At 60.7% G+C, this 18576-nt stretch carries 14 protein-coding genes; 9 read left to right on the top strand and 5 right to left on the bottom strand.

Annotated elements, in window-relative coordinates; translation table 11 throughout:
• Positions 1 to 7: 7 nt before the first annotated feature.
• Complete coding sequence (locus ACR0DO_RS06495) at positions 8 to 559, bottom strand: LOG family protein (RefSeq protein ID WP_480557238.1); 552 nt, start codon at positions 557 to 559, stop codon at positions 8 to 10.
• Between the two features lie 126 nt (positions 560 to 685).
• On the opposite strand from ACR0DO_RS06495, the gene ACR0DO_RS06490 reads away from it, so the two are divergent.
• The 3 genes from ACR0DO_RS06490 (at position 686) to ACR0DO_RS06480 (ending at position 4292) form a co-directional block, all read left to right on the top strand.
• Positions 686 to 1948, top strand: a complete 1263-nt coding sequence (locus ACR0DO_RS06490) for a LysM peptidoglycan-binding domain-containing protein (RefSeq protein WP_480557236.1) — start codon at positions 686 to 688, stop codon at positions 1946 to 1948.
• Between the two features lie 79 nt (positions 1949 to 2027).
• Entirely contained in the window at positions 2028 to 3833 is a 1806-nt protein-coding gene (locus ACR0DO_RS06485; RefSeq protein ID WP_480557483.1) for an ABCB family ABC transporter ATP-binding protein/permease, read from the top strand.
• A 54-nt stretch (positions 3834 to 3887) separates the two neighbouring features.
• Complete coding sequence (locus ACR0DO_RS06480) at positions 3888 to 4292, top strand: DUF2147 domain-containing protein (RefSeq protein ID WP_480557234.1); 405 nt, start codon at positions 3888 to 3890, stop codon at positions 4290 to 4292.
• 48 nt (positions 4293 to 4340) lie between these two features.
• On the opposite strand, the gene ACR0DO_RS06475 is transcribed toward ACR0DO_RS06480, so the two are convergent.
• Both ACR0DO_RS06475 and ACR0DO_RS06470 read right to left on the bottom strand, forming a co-directional pair.
• The gene (locus ACR0DO_RS06475) at positions 4341 to 8123 is read right to left on the bottom strand and encodes an efflux RND transporter permease subunit (RefSeq protein ID WP_480557233.1); all 3783 of its coding nucleotides are present in this window, start codon (positions 8121 to 8123) and stop codon (positions 4341 to 4343) included.
• Entirely contained in the window at positions 8120 to 9352 is a 1233-nt protein-coding gene (locus ACR0DO_RS06470) for an efflux RND transporter periplasmic adaptor subunit (RefSeq protein WP_480557232.1), read from the bottom strand. The genes ACR0DO_RS06475 and ACR0DO_RS06470 overlap by 4 nt, the downstream gene beginning before the upstream one ends.
• A 225-nt stretch (positions 9353 to 9577) precedes the next feature.
• On the opposite strand from ACR0DO_RS06470, the gene ACR0DO_RS06465 reads away from it, so the two are divergent.
• From ACR0DO_RS06465 to ACR0DO_RS06445, 5 genes are all read left to right on the top strand, one after another.
• On the top strand, positions 9578 to 10249 hold the full coding sequence (locus ACR0DO_RS06465) for a hypothetical protein (RefSeq protein ID WP_480557231.1): 672 nt from the start codon (positions 9578 to 9580) through the stop codon (positions 10247 to 10249).
• A 39-nt stretch (positions 10250 to 10288) separates the two neighbouring features.
• Complete coding sequence (locus tag ACR0DO_RS06460) at positions 10289 to 11611, top strand: PQQ-like beta-propeller repeat protein (RefSeq protein WP_170443272.1); 1323 nt, start codon at positions 10289 to 10291, stop codon at positions 11609 to 11611.
• A 48-nt stretch (positions 11612 to 11659) separates the two neighbouring features.
• A complete protein-coding gene (gene der, locus ACR0DO_RS06455; protein WP_480557230.1) occupies positions 11660 to 13123 on the top strand; it encodes a ribosome biogenesis GTPase Der in 1464 nt (487 codons plus the stop codon).
• 164 nt (positions 13124 to 13287) lie between these two features.
• Positions 13288 to 14274 (top strand): fatty acid desaturase, encoded by a 987-nt coding sequence (locus tag ACR0DO_RS06450; protein ID WP_170443275.1) that lies wholly within the window; start codon positions 13288 to 13290, stop codon positions 14272 to 14274.
• 92 nt (positions 14275 to 14366) lie between these two features.
• Complete coding sequence (locus ACR0DO_RS06445) at positions 14367 to 14978, top strand: helix-hairpin-helix domain-containing protein (RefSeq protein ID WP_480557229.1); 612 nt, start codon at positions 14367 to 14369, stop codon at positions 14976 to 14978.
• Positions 14979 to 15033: 55 nt separating this feature from the next.
• On the opposite strand, the gene serS is transcribed toward ACR0DO_RS06445, so the two are convergent.
• Positions 15034 to 16326 (bottom strand): serine--tRNA ligase, encoded by a 1293-nt coding sequence (gene serS / locus ACR0DO_RS06440; protein WP_480557228.1) that lies wholly within the window; start codon positions 16324 to 16326, stop codon positions 15034 to 15036.
• 72 nt (positions 16327 to 16398) lie between these two features.
• On the bottom strand, positions 16399 to 18063 hold the full coding sequence (locus ACR0DO_RS06435; protein ID WP_480557227.1) for a mechanosensitive ion channel family protein: 1665 nt from the start codon (positions 18061 to 18063) through the stop codon (positions 16399 to 16401).
• A gap of 202 nt (positions 18064 to 18265) precedes the next feature.
• Between ACR0DO_RS06435 and yajC the strand changes: the two genes are divergently transcribed.
• The gene (gene yajC, locus ACR0DO_RS06430) at positions 18266 to 18553 is read left to right on the top strand and encodes a preprotein translocase subunit YajC (RefSeq protein ID WP_480557226.1); all 288 of its coding nucleotides are present in this window, start codon (positions 18266 to 18268) and stop codon (positions 18551 to 18553) included.
• The last annotated feature ends 23 nt before the right edge of the window (positions 18554 to 18576 follow it).

Raw genomic sequence — 18576 nt, 5'->3', positions numbered from 1 at the left:
TCCCCCATCAGGTCAGGACGCCGCGCAGGGTGGACATTGCGTCTGCCGGGCTGTCGACCCAGGTGATGAAATCCGCCAGCGATCCGTCGGCGAACCCCTGACCGATGACCTGCTGCAACAGATCGTGCAGCGTATCCCAGTAGCCGTCTACATTCATCACCAGAATGGGCTTTTCATGCAGGCCCAGTTGGCGCCACGTCAGGGCTTCGAACAGCTCGTCCAGCGATCCCGGACCGCCGGGCAGGACCACCACCGCATCCGCATTCATGATCATCACCTTTTTCCGTTCGTGCATCGTCTCGGTGATCACAAACCGGGTCAGGTCGGTTTTGCCGACCTCACGTTGCAGCAGGTGAACCGGGATCACGCCGAACGTATCGCCTCCGGCGGATTGGGCGGCGCGCGCGACCTCACCCATCAGGCCCACATCCCCGGCGCCGTAGACCAGACGCCAGCCTTCCTGCGCCAGCAGGGTGCCAAAGGTTTTCGCGGCGTCCGAATAGGCGGAATTGGTGCCGTTGCGTGACCCGCAATACACACAAACAGATTTCTGAGTCATCGTGAACGCTCTCCGGGGTTGTGCCTGAGGTTTTGACCCCTGATAGCGGGATTGATAGATTGGCTCAACCGTCAGGCAGAATGTGTTATTGTCAAAGCACTTGCGCTGCGGAGTGAAAGGAAAAACATGAACGCCGAGTCGGGAGAGACAAGCTCTGGCAATGTCGTCTGGGGGGTGATCGCCGGTATCGTGGTTGCGGTCGGAGCGGGCGGGTTGCTGCTGTCCGGTATGCGCGGTGACGCGCCCGAAGAACCCGCGCCGCAGGTCGAGGTTGCGGTTCAAAGCACCGAGGACAGCACTCCCGATGAACCAGTCGAACAAGCGCCCGACGCCGACGCGCCCAGCGGCGAAGAAGACAGTACGGCAGAGGTCACGCCCTCGCTGGATCAGATATATGTCGCGCCGGACGGCAATGCGGTCCTGTCGGGTTCGGCCGCGCCGGGTGCCGAGATAAACGTGCTGCTGAACGGAGAGTCGGTCCACAGTTTCACGGTCGATCCCAGTGGTCAGTTTGCGGAATTCGTGTCGATCCCGTTTTCCGACACCGCGCGCGGCCTGACGCTGGAAACGCAGGGCGATCTGCCGGTGCGTTCGGATGACTATGTTATCGCGGCCCTGCCAGAGCCGGAACCGGTGGACGAACCCGCAGCGCCTGCCGAACCGACTGAAACCGCAAATGCTGAGCCGGAGAGTGCGGAAATCGAAGATGCTGCGGCAACCGAAACAGCAGTCGCGCCCGCGCCGGAACCAGCAACCGAAACAGCCGCCGCGCCCGCGCCAGATGCTGAGCCCGAACAGACGGCGCAAGCCGACGGTGAAGATGCGCAGCCCCAGGGGGTTGCCATCCTGCGGTCCGGTGAGGATGGCGTCGAACTGGTGCAGGCGCCCAGAGCGCAACCGCAGGCGCCGGATCAGGTTGCTCTGGACACGATCGGCTATTCCAATACCGGCGATGTCGAGCTGACGGGCCGGGTGCCGGACGGATCGGTTGTACGCCTTTATCTGGACAACCGGCTGGTGGATGATCTGACCCCCGCCGAAGACGGCAAATGGCGCAGTGAGTTGGATGGGGTCGAACCCGGCGTCTATACCCTGCGCGTGGATGAGGTCGGCGCGGATGGCACGGTGGTCAGCCGCCTGGAAACCCCGTTCAAGCGCGAACCGCAAGAGGTTCTGCGCGCGGCCGAGGCGACTGACGAGCCGGAACTTGATTCCGACACGCCTGCGATCCGGTCCGTGACCGTGCAGAAAGGCGACACGCTCTGGGCCATTTCACGCGAACGGTTCGGCGACGGTGTTCTGTATGTCAGGCTGTTCGAAGCCAACCGGGATGCGATCCGTGACCCTGACCTGATTTATCCCGGTCAGATCTTCACCATCCCTGAATAAACCTTTTGCCTCTGGCCCTTTTCGGGGCAGGGGCTATCTCTGACCGCAGATCAGGTACGTGATGAGACGAACAGCCCCGATGCATTCCGATGACATGCCCAAAACAGACGAGCGCCGCTCCGGCTGGCGCACGATCCGCAAGGTCGCGCCCTACCTCTGGCCCGAGGATGAGCCCTGGGTCAAACGTCGGGTTGTTCTGGCGCTTGGGATGTTGGTGCTGGCCAAGTTGATCGCGGTCTACACTCCAATCCTGTATAAGGGCGCGGTTGACGCTCTGGCCGATGAGGGCGTGCCGCCGCTGGCCTTGGGGGCCGTGGGGCTGACCGTGGCCTATGGCGTGGCGCGGATGATGACCGTTGGTTTTCAGCAGCTACGCGATGCGGCCTTTGCACCGGTGGGGCAGCGCGCCTTGCGGGCCTTGGCGCTTGAGACCTTTCAGCACATTCACCAGCTTTCGATGCGCTACCATGTAACGCGCCGCACCGGGGGGCTTAGCCGGATCATAGAACGCGGCGTCAAAGGTGTGGAGTTCCTACTGCGCTTCCTGCTGTTTTCGATCGGGCCGCTGATCCTGGAACTGCTGCTGGTTGCGATCATCCTGATGTGGCTGTTCGATGTCTGGTATCTGGTCGTCGTGGCGGTGACCATCGGCTTCTATATCTGGTTCACTTTCGCCGTCACTGAATGGCGCGTGAAGCTGCGGCGTGAGATGAACGATCAGGACACCGAGGCCAACCAACGGGCCATCGACAGCTTGCTGAACTTTGAAACCGTCAAATATTTCAACGCCGAACAGCGTGAAGCTGCGCGCTATGACGTTTCGATGAAGGCCTATGCTGGGGCGGCGCTGAAAACGGCATACTCGCTGGCCTTTCTGAATTTCGGCCAGTCTTTCCTGATCACCTGCGGGCTGATCGGGGTGATGGTTCTGGCTGCTATCGGGGTGCAGAATGGTTCGCTGACCGTGGGTGATTTCGTCATGGTCAACGCCTACATGATCCAGATCACCGTGCCGCTGAACTTTCTGGGCACGGTGTACCGGGAAATCCGCCAGTCGCTGGTGGATATGGGGCAGATGTTCGACCTGCTGGAACAACCCGCCGAGGTCACTGATAAACCCGACGCGTCCGACCTTGTGGTCAATGGCGGAGAGGTCACGCTGGACAAAGTCCATTTCGGCTATGACGTGGACCGGGAAATCCTCAAGGGCGTGTCGCTGACGGTGCCGGCAGGGCAGACTGTGGCCATAGTTGGGGCAACGGGTTCGGGCAAGTCCACCATCGGGCGGCTGCTGTTCCGGTTCTATGACGTGACCGGTGGGGCGTTGAAGATCGACGGGCAGGACGTACGTGACGTGACGCAGAACAGCCTGCATTCCGCGATTGGCGTGGTGCCTCAGGACACGGTGCTGTTCAACGACACCATCCGCTATAACATCGCCTATGGTCGTGACGGCGCAAGCCAGGAAGAGGTCGAAGCCGCTGCGAAAGCCGCCCAGATTCACGACTTCATCGTCACGCTGCCCGAAGGGTATGACACCAAGGTCGGCGAACGTGGGCTGAAGCTGTCGGGCGGTGAAAAGCAGCGGGTCGGCATCGCCCGAACGCTGCTCAAGAACCCGCCGATCCTGTTGCTGGACGAGGCGACCTCGGCGCTGGATACCGATACCGAACAGGACATCAAGGACGCGCTGGCGCGGGCCGGGGAAGGGCGCACCGTGCTGACCATTGCGCACCGTCTCAGCACCATCGCCGAGGCTGATCGCATCGTCGTGCTGGAACAGGGCGAAATCCTTGAGCAGGGCACCCATGATGAACTGCTGCAACGCGAAGGCCGCTATGCGCAGTTGTGGAGCCGCCAGCAATCGGATGCACAGGCCGCCTGACATACGCTGCGCGGGGATGTGCTATGATAGCCGGGTATAGGAGGAGGTGGTGTGATGCGAAAACTCGTTCGGCTTGCAGCTATTGCAGCCGCGCTCGCCCTGTTGACGCCAGCCTTTGCGGCCGCTGACCCCATCGTCGGCGTCTGGAAAACCGAGCCGGACCGGAAGAAGCTGATCTCTCATATCAAGATATCGGCCTGCGGAGACAAGTTCTGCGGCCAGATCCAGTCGGCCTATGACACATCCGGCAAAGAGGTGCAGACCCCGAATATCGGCAAAAAGCTGTTCTGGGATGTAGCCAGTGAAGGGGGCGGCAAATACGGCGGCGGGGATTTCTGGATACCCATGGTCAATGTGGATGTCGCGCCGCAGATGACGCTGAGCGGAGATACCCTGAGCGTACGCGGCTGTGATCACGCGATTTGTGGGCACCAGACCTGGACCCGTTTGTCCAAGTGACTGACCACGCAAATTGAAAAAAGGCGAGCTTTCCGGCTCGCCTTTTTCCTATTCCGCAGCTTTCAGCGGTGATGTGGGCCGGGGACCCGGGTCTTGTCCGGGGTCTTTGCCTTGGTCCGCCGGGGGTGTCTCGTCGTCCCAGACAACCTCGGTTGCCTGCGCCTGACGGGCGGCCTTGCCGATGGCCATGTCCTGCGCAATCTGGCTTGACCGTCCTCTTGTCGCGCGGGCCAGAACTCTGCCCAGCCACACCAGATAGGTTGTCACCCACACCCGTAGCGCCAGCAGCGAAGGCGTAACGATCAGCGTCAGGACCGTGGCGATACCCAAGCCAAACACCACTGCCGTGGCCAGCTGTTTCCACCACAGCGCCGTCGGGCTGTTGATCGAATAGCCGCCATTGATGAAGTCCAGCGACAGGCCGAACATCATCGGCGTCAGACCGGCCATCGTGGTCAGGGTGGTCAGCAGAACCGGACGGATACGCGCCTCGGCGGTGCGGACGATCGCCTCGATCCGGGGCATGTAGCGGCTGTATTCCTGATAGGTGTCGATCAGAACGATGTTGTTGTTCACCACGATCCCCGCCAGCGCCACGATGCCGGTACCGGTCATGATGATCGAGAACGGTTGCTGCATTACAATCATCCCGATCAGAACCCCGGTGGTCGACAGCACGACCGCCAGCAGCACCAGCACCGAGTTATAAAGCGAGTTGAACTGCGCCAGCAGGATCACGAACATCAGCCCCAGCGCGCCCAGGAAGGCGCTTTGCAGGAAGGCACCGGATTCTTCCTGATCCTCCTGATCGCCGGTCCATTCCCAGCTGATCGCGGTCGAGAACGGGTCGGTGTTCAGCCATTCGGTCAGCACCGCAATCCGCTCATTCGGATTGACCAGAGCAAATCTGGCCTCGCCGTCTTCGATTGCGGCGCGCAGGTCGTCGATGCTGTTGGCTCCGGTCAGTTGGAACAGCTCGTATACTGTGCCGTCCGGTTTGGTGACGGTTGCTCCGCTGGGTTCGGCACCTTCTTCGACCGTGCGCACAATGGCCAGACGTTGCTCGGATCCGTCAGGACCATCGATAACCACTTTGGATAGCCCCGGTTCGACATCCGCCTTCACGTCGTAATACCGCTGCTGGTCGATCCGGTTGATCTCGGCCAGTTTGGCCACCGGCTGGCGGGTGACGAAGTTGGACAGCGGCACCAGCCCGTCGGGCGTGCGCACCTTGAGCGTGTCGAGCGTTGACAGTACCCGGTCTTCCTCGGGCAGGCGGACGCGGATTTCGACCTCTTCATCGGTGCTGTCGGGGCGCATCTCACCCAGCAGAATACCGCGTGTGACCAGTTGGACCATCGCGCCGACGGTGGCGACGTCGGCTCCGAACCGGCCAGCCTTGGCGACGTCCACGTCGATCTGCCAGTCGATGCCGGGCAGGGGCATGGTGTCTTCGACCTTGATCAGGCCGGGTGTTTCGTCGAACACGGCACGCGCCGATTGGGCGGCTGTGGTCAGTTCCTCCCATCCATCCCCCTTGATACGCAGATGCACAGGCTTGGCTGCTGCCGGGCCTTGTTCCAGCGGCAGGATTTCGACGATGAAACCGGGCAGTTTGGCGAGTTCCACGTTCAACTCGTCCAGAACGAAATCACCGTCATATTCCGGAGCGATGATTTCGCGGTCGAACAGCCCGAACAGGGCGGGTTCGGTCTGCTTGGGCCGGTCCTCCCACGGAGTGATTTCGAACTGCACACGGCCCACGGTATCGGCCGGCGCCTGCGCGCCACCGTTGTTCTGGTTCAGACCGCCTTCGCCGGCAAAGGCGAACACATTGGTCACGGCCGGGTGAGCGCTGATCACCTCTTCGGCGGCCAGCACCATCGCGTCTTTTTCCTGCAGCGACAGGTTGCCCCGCGCGCGGACATAGGCGGTGGCCTGTTCCGGTTCGGTTTCAACGAAGAACTCGACACCGCGGTTGTTGTTCATGAAATAGGTCATCACCCCCATGACGCTGAGCGCCACGACAGCAATTGAAATCACTGGCATGATCGGGTTGCCGACCAGGAACTTGACCACGTATCCGAACGTGGTGTGCTCGCGCGCGGTATGGACGCGTTCTTCGTGATGGCGTTCGATCTTGGCGGCGCTCAGGGTCACCGAACCGGCAAAGCCGCCTGCGATGAACAGCAGCGCACCCGCCACCACTCCGCCGGGCAACAGGTAATCCGGGTTCAGCATCTGCATCGCGCCCAGAAAGATCATATAGAGCGACGGAGGAACCAAGATCGCGCGCACCCACCATGGAGCAACACTTCGCAGCCAGTTTGAGGTGCGGTCGAAGGTCCGGCTGAGGCGGCCCGAGACGCCACCCACGACGGGGAGGTAGATCAGAGCAACGATCAGCGACGAGGACAGCACGAAGATCAGCGTGATCGGCAGCATCTTCATGAACTCGCCGGGCACACCCGGCCAGAACAGCATCGGCAGGAAGGCGCACAGCGTTGTCGCGGTAGATGACACGATGGGCCAGAACATCCGCTGTGCTGCCTCGACATAGGCGTGCATTGGCCCGATGCCTTCTTTGATGCGTTTGTCGGCGTATTCCACCACCACGATGGCCCCGTCGACCAGCATCCCCACGGCCAGGATCAGCCCGAACATCACCATGTTCGAGATGCTGACGCCCATGATGGCCAGAAATGCAAAGCTCAGCAGGAACGAGGTCGGGATCGCAAAGCCCACCAGCAGCGCCGCGCGCGTCCCTAGCGAGGCCAGAACCACGATCATCACCAGCGCGATGGCGGTCAGGACCGAGCCCTCAAGTTGGCGCACCATCGAGTCGACGATGCGGCTCTGGTCATTCGAGGTTCCGACATCGACGGCGGCACGCAGCTCGGCGGGCCATTTTTCCTGCGCAACGGCAAGAGTTTCTTTCACCTGCGCCACGGTGTCGATCAGGTTGAAGCCCTTGCGTTTGACCACCTGCAACGCCACGGTGGATTCGCCGTCGAACCGGGCGGTGCCTTCGCGGTCTTCAAAAGTATAGTTGATCTGCGCCAGCTCACCCATGGTCACGACACGGTCGCCATTGACCTTGACGGGCAGGCTGTAGACATCCTCGGCGGTTTTGAACGACGACGGGATCTTGACCGAGAATGTGCCTTGCGCGGTGTCGACCTCACCTGCGGCGATCAGTTGGTTGTTGTTTTGTACGACGCTGATCAACTCATCCGCCGATACGTCGTAGGCCTCAAGCCGCAGCGGGTCGATGATGACCTCAAGCAATTCGTCGCGATTGCCCGCTATCCCGGCCTCAAGCACCGAATCCAGCGCTTCCAGATCGTCCTGCAGGTCTTTTGCAATGCGCGCCATCGTGCGTTCGGGCACGGCACCGGTCAGGTTGACGATAACGATGGGGAATTCGGAGAAATTGATTTCGAACAACGAATACTGCTCGGCCCCGTCCGGGAAATCGGCCTGAGCGCTGTTCATCGCATCACGCACATCCGCCATGATCGCGGTCTTGTCCCAGCCGAAATCGAATTCGAGCGCGATACCTGCGTATCCCTCGGCGGCAGTGGCAGTCATCTCCTTCAGGCCGTCCAGATCCGCCAGCTCGGTTTCCATTGGCTTGATCAGCAGGTTTTCCGAATCCTCGGCAGAGATGCCGGGAAACTGAACCGAGACGAACAGGGCCGGGATTTCGATATCCGGCTCGCCTTCCTTGGGCAGGCTGACATAGGCAAACCCGCCGACAATCAGCGAGATCGCGATGAAGGCCAGAACCATGCGGGCCCTGTCGGCGGCCCATCCTACCAATCCGGTCATTGTTCAGCTTCCCGATAGGTGGGCTTGACGGTGACGCCCTGTGTCACGAATTCCTGCCCCACAACGATGACATCCGCAGTTTCCGGCAGCCCGTCGACCCAGACGCCCTCGGCCGTGTCGCGCAGCAAACGGATCGGCATGAAGCCGACCAAGTTCTCGGCGCCTACGGTGCGGACGCCAACCTGACCTTCGTTATTCAGTGTCAGGGCAGACTGTGGCAGCAGATGCGCCTTGGCCCCTTCGGCCGAAATGCGGATATCGGCGGTCTGACCATCGCGGATGGTCAGGTTCGGATTCGGGACGGTGATCTCAACCTCGAAGGTACGGGTCGTTTCATCGGCAGACCGGCTCAGGAATGTGACACGGCCTGCGACCTGAAGACCGGTCACCAGCCGCGCCGACGCTTCCGAGCCGACAAGGATTTTGTTCACATCGACCTCGGGCACGAAACCGACCAGCTTGATCGGGTCCAGCTGAATGACGGTGGCACACAGCGAGCCGGGTTGCATCAGGCTGCCCAATTCCGCGGTGTCACTTTCCAGCAGCCCTTTGAACGGGGCTTCGATGGTCTGACGGTCGATCTCGCGCTGGGCTGCCTTGACTTCGGCGATGGCGGCTTCGATGCCTGCACGGGTGGCTTCCAGACCGGCCTCGGCGGTTTTTACACCGGCCTCGGCCGAGCGCATCGCGGCCTCGCTGGAAATCCGGCGGGTTTCCGATCCGAATCCGGTTTCCGAAAGTTTCTGCGCGGCCGTCAGGTTGATCTGCGCCTCGGCGACCAGCGCGTGCGCCTCTTCCAGACGGGCCTCGGCCTCGGGGATGCGGCTTTCGGCCTCAAGCCGGGCGGCTTCGGCCTCGGCCAGACTGGCGGGGCGGGTGCCGGGGTCCAGCTCGCACAACAGGTCACCTGCCTCGACAAAAGTGCCCTTGCGCTTGGGTTCCGAAATCACGGTCGAGGTCGTTTCGGCCAGAACTTCGACCTGACGGTTGGCCTTGGTCTGCCCGCGCACCAGCACGGCACTGTCGATTTCCCGAGCGGCGGACCGCAGAACAACAACGCCAATGGTGTTCTGGCCTGACGTTACGTCGCCTGCGGATTCCGTGTTGGATGCCGCATCGGCCTCAGAGTCGCCACGACCGGCAAAAGCAAACAGCGCGTCCCGTTCGAAAACCAGAAAGAACAGTGCTGCAATCACCAAAATCGCATTCACGAATGAAATCAAACGCATACAGAGACTCTCCCAGAATTCGTCGCCGATTGTCCTTCGACGTGTATGCCTGAAAATGGGGTCAGGCACGTATCATTTCTACACTAAACTGAATAGTTCGGTTCACTTTTTTGCGCAAGGGTGGCGCGTTGCGGTGAAAATGCGCGAATTCCGGCCCTTGGCTTGGCAAAGGCGCCGGGGTATGACATGGCGCCATATGAACAGGTTAAAGCCCAGGGAGCAGGGATGAGCGACACCGACAGTTTTATTGATGAGGTGACCGAAGAGGTCCGCCGCGACCGCCTGTTCCTGCTGCTGCGCCGTTGGGGCTGGATTGGCGTTCTGGCCGTCATCCTGATCGTGGGCGGTGCCGCCTTCAACGAGATTCGCAAGGCCCGGACCACTGGCGCTGCGGAAAAGCTGGGGGATCAGATTCTGAGCGCGCTGACACAGAATGACTCGGCCGAACGTGCCGCCAGCCTGGCCAGCATCGACGCGGCCACGCCCGGTGGTGATGCGGTTTTGAACCTGCTGCTGTCCTCGTCGCAGATTGAGGCCGGATCGCGCGAAGACGCCGTGAACAGCCTGAACGCCGTTGCTGTTCAGGGCGATCTGCCCGAGATTTACCGCGCCATCGCCGCCTTCAAGGCGCTGCTGCTGCAAGGCGACACCCTGCCGGTTGCTGACCTCCGCCAGCAGTTCGAAGCCCTTGCAGCACCGGGTGCCCCTCTGCGGTTGCTGGCCGAGGAACAGCTGGCTCTGATCGACATTTCCGAGGGCAACACCGATGCGGCGATTGAACGGCTGCAGGCGATGCGTCAGGACGCAGAGGTCGGCGTTGACCTTCAGCAGCGTGCTGCGCAATTGATTGTCGCGCTTGGCGGCGAACCAGAACCGTTGGTCGCCCAGCAGGGCTGATCCAGCGGCGGAAAATATGACAGGCGAGTTCGGAGTACTATGGTGACAAGTCTTTTCTCCCGCGTTGGATTGACGGTTGCGGCGCTATCGCTGACGGTGCTTGCTGCCTGTGAGGAACAAGAGCTCATCCTGCCTGGCGAGCGCGAAGATATTCGCCCGGCCTCGGATACCGAAAAGGTCGAAACCCGCGGCGCGAAGCCGATCAGCCTGCCGGCGCAAAAGGCGAATGCCAACTGGTCGCAAAGCGCCGGAACGCCGACCTACCGCACCACCAATGCGGCCCTGCGCGCCACGCCACAGCGCATCTGGTCGACTTCGATCGGTGATGGGGATTCGCGCAAGCTGCGCATCACTGCCGAACCGGTCGTCGCTGGCGGCCTGATCTATACGCTGGATTCCCGCGCGACCGTTTCTGCGGTGACCCCGCAGGGGCAGGTGGCGTGGAACACGAACCTGATCCCCGCAACCGACGGGGATTCGGATGCGACGGGTGGCGGGCTGGCCTATGCCAATGGCGTGCTCTACGTGTCATCCGGATTCGGGCGGCTGACGGCGCTGGATGCGAAATCCGGCGCGATCAAATGGCAGAAGCGCCTGAACGCCACCGGCAGCGGCGCGCCTCTGGTCAATGACGGCTTGCTGTATCTGGTTGCGGGTGACGAAACCGGATGGGCGGTGAATACCAAGGATGGTCGCATCGCGTGGCAGGTTCAGGGTACGCCGAGCGTCGGCAACGTGCTTGGTGCCCCGGCTCCGGTCATAGCGTCCGAGTTTGCGGTGTTTGCCTTTGGCTCGGGTGATGTGGCCGCAACGTTCCGCAAGGGCGGCATCCGGCGTTGGAATGCTTCGGTCGCGGGTGGGCGCCGGGGGCGTGCCGCAGCGCAGATCGTTGACGTGACTGGCGGACCCATGGTCGCTGGCGACAAGATCTATATCGGCAACCACTCCGGTCGGACCGTGGCATTTGACACGAATTCGGGAGAGCGGGTCTGGACTGCGGACGAAGGCGCGGTTGACACGGTTTGGCCAGCCGGCAACAGCCTGTTCCTGATCAGCGACCGCAGCCAGTTGGTCCGGCTGAACATCGCGGACGGCTCGATCGTCTGGGCGCAAGACCTGCCGGGTTTCGTGAAGGACAAACCGAAACGCCGTGGCCCGATCGTTGCCCATTATGGTCCGATCATGGCGGGCGGTCGCATCGTGGTCGCCTCGAATGACGGTTATCTGCGGTTCTTCAATCCGGTGGACGGGACGTTGGTCAACAGGGTCGAAGTACCCGGTGGCGCCACTACGGCCCCCGTTGTGGCGGGGCAAACGCTGTACGTCGTGTCGACCAAAGGTGATCTACACGCTTTCCGTTGACGACAAGATGCGTTAAAGGGCGCGTCTGAGTCTTGAAAGTTGAGTATCATGTCGCTGACCCTCGCCATCGTGGGGCGCCCGAATGTGGGCAAATCCACCCTGTTCAACCGCCTTGTGGGCAAACGTCTGGCTTTGGTCGACGACCAGCCCGGCGTGACGCGTGACCTGCGCGAGGGCGAAGGGCGTCTGGGCGATCTGCGTTTTACGGTGATCGATACGGCGGGTCTTGAGGACGCAACCGATGACAGCCTTCAGGGCCGTATGCGCCGCCTGACCGAACGCGCTGTGGACATGGCCGATGTCTGCCTGTTCATGATTGACGCGCGGGTGGGCCTGACCCCGACCGACGAGATGTTCGCCGAGATTTTGCGCAAACGATCGAAACACGTGATTTTGGCCGCGAATAAAGCTGAAGGCAACGCAGCGGATGCCGGAGTACTTGAGGCATACAACCTTGGCCTTGGTGAACCCGTCCGCCTGTCAGGCGAGCACGGCGAGGGGATGACCGACCTCTATGCGCAATTGATGCCTCTGGCGGATGCGGCGGCAGAGAAAGCCGAGGAAAACGCACCGGAAACCGATATCGAACTGGATGAGGATGGCGAGGGCGAAACGCCTTTGATAACCGCAGCCAAGCCGTTGCAGGTGGCGGTCGTTGGGCGCCCGAATGCAGGAAAGTCCACTTTGATCAACAAGATCATCGGTGAAGATCGTCTGCTGACCGGCCCCGAGGCCGGAATTACCCGCGATGCCATCAGCCTGCGGATCGACTGGGCGGATCCGGATGGCGAAAGCACCCCGATGCGGATTTTCGACACCGCCGGGATGCGCAAGAAGGCCAAGGTGCAAGAGAAGCTGGAAAAGCTCTCGGTCTCTGACGGTTTGCGTGCAGTGAAGTTCGCCGAGGTTGTCGTGGTTCTGCTGGACGCCGCCATTCCGTTCGAACAGCAAGACCTGCGCATTGCCGATCTGGCGGAACGCGAAGGCCGCGCCGTGGTCGTGGCCGTCAACAAATGGGACATCGAAGAAGACAAGCAGGAAAAGCTGCGCGATCTGAAAGAGTCCTTTGAACGTTTGCTGCCACAACTGCGTGGCGCACCTCTGATCACTGTGTCGGCCAAGACCGGCCGTGGGCTGGAACGCCTGCGCGCCGCAATCCTGCGCGCCCATGACGTCTGGAACCGTCGCGTCCCCACCGCGGCGCTGAACCGCTGGCTGACCGCGATGCTGGAACAGCACCCGCCACCAGCCCCGCAAGGCCGCCGGATCAAGCTGCGCTATATGACCCAGGCCAAGACCCGTCCCCCCGGGTTCGTGGTCATGTGCTCGCATCCCGACAAGATGCCGGACAGCTATACGCGCTATCTGGTCAACGGCCTGCGCGAGGATTTCGACATGCCGGGTACCCCGATCCGCCTGACGTTGCGCGGGCAGGGCGACAAGAACCCCTACAAGGGGCGGCGCAAGAAAAACGCGGGCGCGCTGGCCAAACATCTCAAAGGTCGCGCGTAACTGCGCCAATTTTCAGCATTTTTGGCTGAGGGGCGTGACAGCCCGCCTGCCGCAGGCTAACATTCGCCTGCGCGCATGTGTTTCTGTGCGCGCTGCTTGAATAACAGAAAGATGCAAATAGTTTCGTTGTGATATTAACTTGGCCACTCGTGGGGACAGGCTGAATGAATTTGCGGGAATATACACGACAATATGCAGTGCAGGACAATCGGCTGGCCGCACTGAGCTATTTTGGAACATTCGCGGTTTATTTCACGTCGCTGGCACTGGCCATCATGTATGTCGACCGTTGGTACATCATGATCCCCGCCGGGATCGTCTTCGCCTTTTCCGCCGTGCGGCTTTATGTGTTGCAGCATGATTGCGGCCACCATTCCCTGTTTGAAACGCGTGAACAGAATGAATGGGCCGGACATGGGCTTTCGCCTTTCACCTTTGCTCCGTTCGAGGTGATGAAGCAGAACCACAACCTGCACCATGCGGGCATCGGCAATCTGGAACACCGTGAAACCGGTGAGATCCACACCATGACGCTGCGCGAATGGAATGCGGCGGACTGGAAAACCCGCATGTTCTATCGGCTTTACCGCAACCCGTTCGTCCTGGTCCCGGTTGGTGCGCTGTTCACCTATTTCATCCGCTATCGCTGGCCCAAGAACACGGTGCGGTTCGGGATCACGGGCGTGGTGCTGCACAACCTGTCCATCGTGGTGTTTCTGGGCCTGCTTTATCTGATTGCGGGCACGACGGGCATTCTGGTCTGGCTGGTGTTTTCGCTGTTGGGCGGAATGCTGGGGGTGTTCCTTGTCTACCTGCAGCACAATTTCGAGGACACCTATTGGGACCGTCGCCCGGACCTTGACCCGCAACTGGCGGCGCTGCAGGGATCGTCCGCGTTGGATTTCGGCTGGTGGTTCGACAATGCGGTCGCATGCATTACCTTGCACGACATCCATCACTTCAACGCGCGCATTCCGTCTTACCGGTTGCGGGCGTGTCACTATAACCTGCCGCCCGAATACACGCCGCGCCGGATCAAATTCCCCGAAGCGGTGGCGGCGCTGAACCTCAAACTCTGGGACGAGGATGCCAAGCGCCTCGTGCCATTTCCGAAAAAGGACACGACCGGTACGCTGGCACACAGCAGTTGACGCCTTGAGACGGCTTTGACCGTCCATCGGCCTGCTGTTGTGTATAGGCAGCGTGCATATGGTTGTGCACAGGCAGAAAGAAAGGATTCGTAATGACCGCAGTGACCGACGTTAAGGGTGTAGGTGAGGCGCTGGGACAAGCGCTGGTCGCCAAGGGCTTCAAAACCGCCGAAGCCATCGCAAAAGCAAAACCCGAAGATCTGGTCAAAGTGTCCGGAATTGGTGCTGCCCGTGCGCCGGTTCTGATCGCTGCAGCGAAACAGGCCATTGCAGCCAAGCCGGCTGCGAAACCTACGACCAGAAAGCCCGCTGCTGCCAGAACCTCAACACGAAGTGCCACGGCCCGCAAACCTGCCGCGCGCAGACCCGCAGCCCGCAAAACGGTCGCCGCCGCAGCAGCCGAAAAGCGCGCCGAGGAAGCCGCGCGCAAGGCGGCCGAGGAAAAAGCCGCAGCCGAGGCCGCCGAAGCAAAAGCCCGCAAGAAGGCCAAGGCAAAGGCCAAGGCCGAAAAGGCCGCTAAAAAGCTGCAAGAAATGGAAGCCGTGTTCTCGAAGGCCAAGGACAAGGTGAAGGCCAAGTCGAAAAAGGGCAAAAAGTCCAAGAAGGACGACAAGAAAAAAGATCAGAAGAAAAAAGACGACAAAAAGAAAGACAAGAGCAAAAGCAAAGACAAGAAGAAGGATAAGAAAAAGGCGAAGAAGTAAGCCCTCTCCGCCTTTTGGATTGTCGAACCGGTGCCGTTTGTGGCGCCGGTTTTTTTTAGGCGAGCGTGCCGTCCAGTTGCAGCGTCAGCTTGCCGCCCAGATAGGGGGCGAGAACCTCGGGCAGAGTGACGGTGCCGTCGGCGTTCTGGCCGTTTTCCAGCACAGCAATCAGGCAGCGCCCCACCGCCAGGCCCGAACCGTTCAGCGTGTGAACATATTCCGGTTTGCCACCGCCTTCGGGACGGAAGCGCGCGTTCATGCGGCGGGCCTGAAAGTCACCACATGTCGAGACCGAGCTGATCTCGCGATAGGTGTCCTGACCGGGCAGCCAGGCCTCGATGTCGTAAGTACGACGCGCGCCAAAGCCCATGTCGCCGGTGCACAGGATCACGGTGCGATAGGGCACGCCCAGCTTTTCCAGAATACCCTCGGCACAGCGCAGCATACGCTTTTGTTCGTCATCCGATTTGTCCGGATGGGTGACCGAGACCATTTCAACCTTTTCGAACTGGTGCTGGCGCAGCATCCCGCGCGTGTCCTTACCGGCGCTGCCAGCCTCGGAGCGGAAGCAAAGCGAATGCGCGGTGTAGCGGCGGGGCAAGTAGCTTTCCTCGATCATCGTGTCGTTGACGATATTGGTCAGCGAAACCTCGGAGGTCGGGATCAGCCACCAGCCCTCGCGGGTCTGATAGCTGTCTTCACCGAATTTCGGCAACTGGCCGGTGCCCTGCATCATCTCGGACAGAACCAGAACCGGGCCGTTCACCTCGGTCAGCTCATTCTCGTTGATATGCGTATCCAGCATGAACTGCGCCAGCGCGCGGTGGATGCGTGCGACACCACCGGACAGCAGCACAAAACGCGAGCCGGAGAGTTTGGCGGCGGTTTCAAAATCCATACCGTTCTGAACGGCTTCGATCTCGAAATGCTCATTGGGTGCAAAGTCCAGTTCGCGCGGCGTGCCCCAGCGGTTGATCTCGACATTGTCGTTCTCATCTGCGCCTGCGGGGACATCCTCGGCAGGCAGGTTGGCTACACGGATCAGCTGGTCGGTCAGCAGGGCGTCCAGATCCTTGGCTTCGGTCTGCATCCGGGCGACCTCGGCCTTTTTCTCGGCCACCAGTGCGCGCAGGCGTTCGAACTCGGCCTCATCGCCGCGCCCTTTGGCAGCGCCGACCTCTTTGCTGGCCTTGTTCTGTTCGGCCTGCGCGGTTTCTGCGGCCAGAATCTTGGCGCGGCGGCTTTCGTCCAGCCTCAGCAGGTCTGACGACACCGGCGCGTCCCCACGGCGCGCAAGGGCGGCGTCGAAGGCGGCTGGGTTTTCGCGAATGGCGCGGATGTCGTGCATGGTTCAGATCCTTAAATGCGTGAATCACTGAAACCGCTTATGCACCATCTGAAAGGCAGGGTGTAGCACCGGTTACGACTTATCCGCGCCCTCGTGCGATTCATGCGCCAGATGGCCATCCCATTCCTCTGCCGGGATTTTCGGCTCGGGCGGATCGGCCATGTAAGAGGGTGTCATGATCTGCACATTGTTCTCATTGAACACGGCCACGATGTTGCGGTGCAGGTCCGAGCGGATTTTCGGGATGCTGCTGCCCCGCGTGGTATAGCCGTTGATCTGATAGTTGATCGCGTAATCGGCCAGCGCTGTCCACAGAACGAAGGGTTCCGGCTTGGCCTTGATCCCCTTGGTGCGGCGGGCGGCCTCGATCAGCATCGCTTCGACCTTTTCGGGCGGTTCTTCATACCCAATGCCGACCGTCGTGTGCAGCAGCAGACCGCTGCCGTCGGTTTTCTTCGAGAAATTCACCACGTCGGAATTCATCAGCTGTGCGTTCGGGATCGAGATCAACTCGTTCTTGATCGACTTCAGATGTGTCTCCATCAACTTGATCTGCACCACGTCGCCAACGTGTTCCCCGATCTGGATACGGTCTCCGATCGAGGTCGAGCGGCGGTAAATCACGAACAGCCCCGCCAGCATGTTCGACACGACCGAGTTCGCGCCCAGCGACAGCATCGCACCCACCAGAATGGTCAGCCCCTGAAACGCGGCCGAATCCGACCCCGGAATGTAAGGCACCGCAAAGACCAGCGCGATCAGGATCACGACAACGCGGGCGATGTTGAAGGTGGGGTTGATCCAGTGTTTTTCAAAATCACCCAGATCGAACGAGCCCGCCTCGACCGCGTCAAAGAACACCCGCATCCCCTTGATGATATACAGCGTCACCCAGGTGATCAGGGCCAGCATGATCAAATTGGGGATATAGCTGATGATCCCCTTGAAAATCACCAGGACCGGTTCGGTCAGGTAGGTCAGCAGCAGTTGCGCGAAATAGCGGGTCTCGGCAAAGGCCAGCAGGACGAAGGACAGATAGTAGTAAAAGCCCAGAAAGAAGATCACCAGCAGGATGAAATTCAGGCCGTACCGGACCAGTGCGGCAATCGCCTCGGCCTGCACGCTTTTGGCTGTGGCGGTTTCCACGTCCTTAAGGTGGCGTTTGACGAATTTCAGCGTGCGCCGCCTGATCCGGCGGTGCAGCCACAGGATCGCCACGATGAACACGACAAATCCAACCGTCCAGGCCGCAGCTTCGATGGCACCGGACACGCGCGCCTGTTCGGTTCGGTTGGCGCGGTAGGCAATGATGGCCTCTTTGATGGCGTCGCCGTGCAGGAAGGTGAGAACGTCCAGCTCCATCTGGTCCAGTTCGGCGTCGGCCACTGTGACGATCGAAATGATGCTGCCGTCGGCCCGGATACGCGTTCCCAGATCGGTTTCTTCAAAAGTGATGTCGACGCTCGGAGTCTCGGATGCTTCGGCAACCTCGATGATGCTGTTTTGCACGCGCTCTGCCCGCTCCGAGGCCGGCAGGGCGCTGGAGCCGCGCAAAAAGAACAGGGTGTCGCCATCGACGATAACTGGGGCCTTGAAAACCTCGGTGTCGCTTATCTCGGGGTCTGGTGGTTCAGCCGGTGCGTCCTGTGCCGCGATGGGTGTGGACAAAAGGACGATGACAACAGTCGCAAGCAACAGATGCAGCAACAACTGGAAGGGTTTGAAGTTTCTTGTCATTCGGCCTCCTTACCCTTGACTATATCCATGTCGACCGGCGTTCCTAGGACATATCTGCAACGCTTGAGAACATCCTTTGCACCGGCTGTGCCGAACCGAAACATTCCGGTGCCGCCTTTGCTTGCAAACGGCGGGTTCAAGGCATAGGTTCTCGCCAAATTTGCGGAGCCCTTCCGCATCTCCAAACCAAAAGGAATATCCCATGGAAGGTGGCGCAATCGCCCAGTTTCTCCCGCTGATCCTGATCTTTGCGATCATGTATTTCCTGCTGATCCGTCCGCAGCAGAAGAAGATGAAGGAACATCAGGCCATGGTCGAGGCCGTGCGCCGGGGCGATCAGGTGGTCACCCAGGGTGGTCTGATCGGCAAGGTGTCGAAGGTCAAGGAAGGCGAGAACGAGATCGAAGTCGAGCTGGCCGATAACGTCAAGGTTCGCGTGGTCAAGTCGACCATCGCTCAGGTTCTGAACAAGACCGAGCCGGCGAAGTAACTTCGCGCGACAATCCCTTGAAA

The sequence above is a fragment of the Ruegeria sp. AM9 genome, from assembly GCF_056540565.1.
The sequence above is the reverse complement of the archived record's forward strand: the minus strand, read 5'-3'. Positions and strand labels throughout refer to the sequence as shown.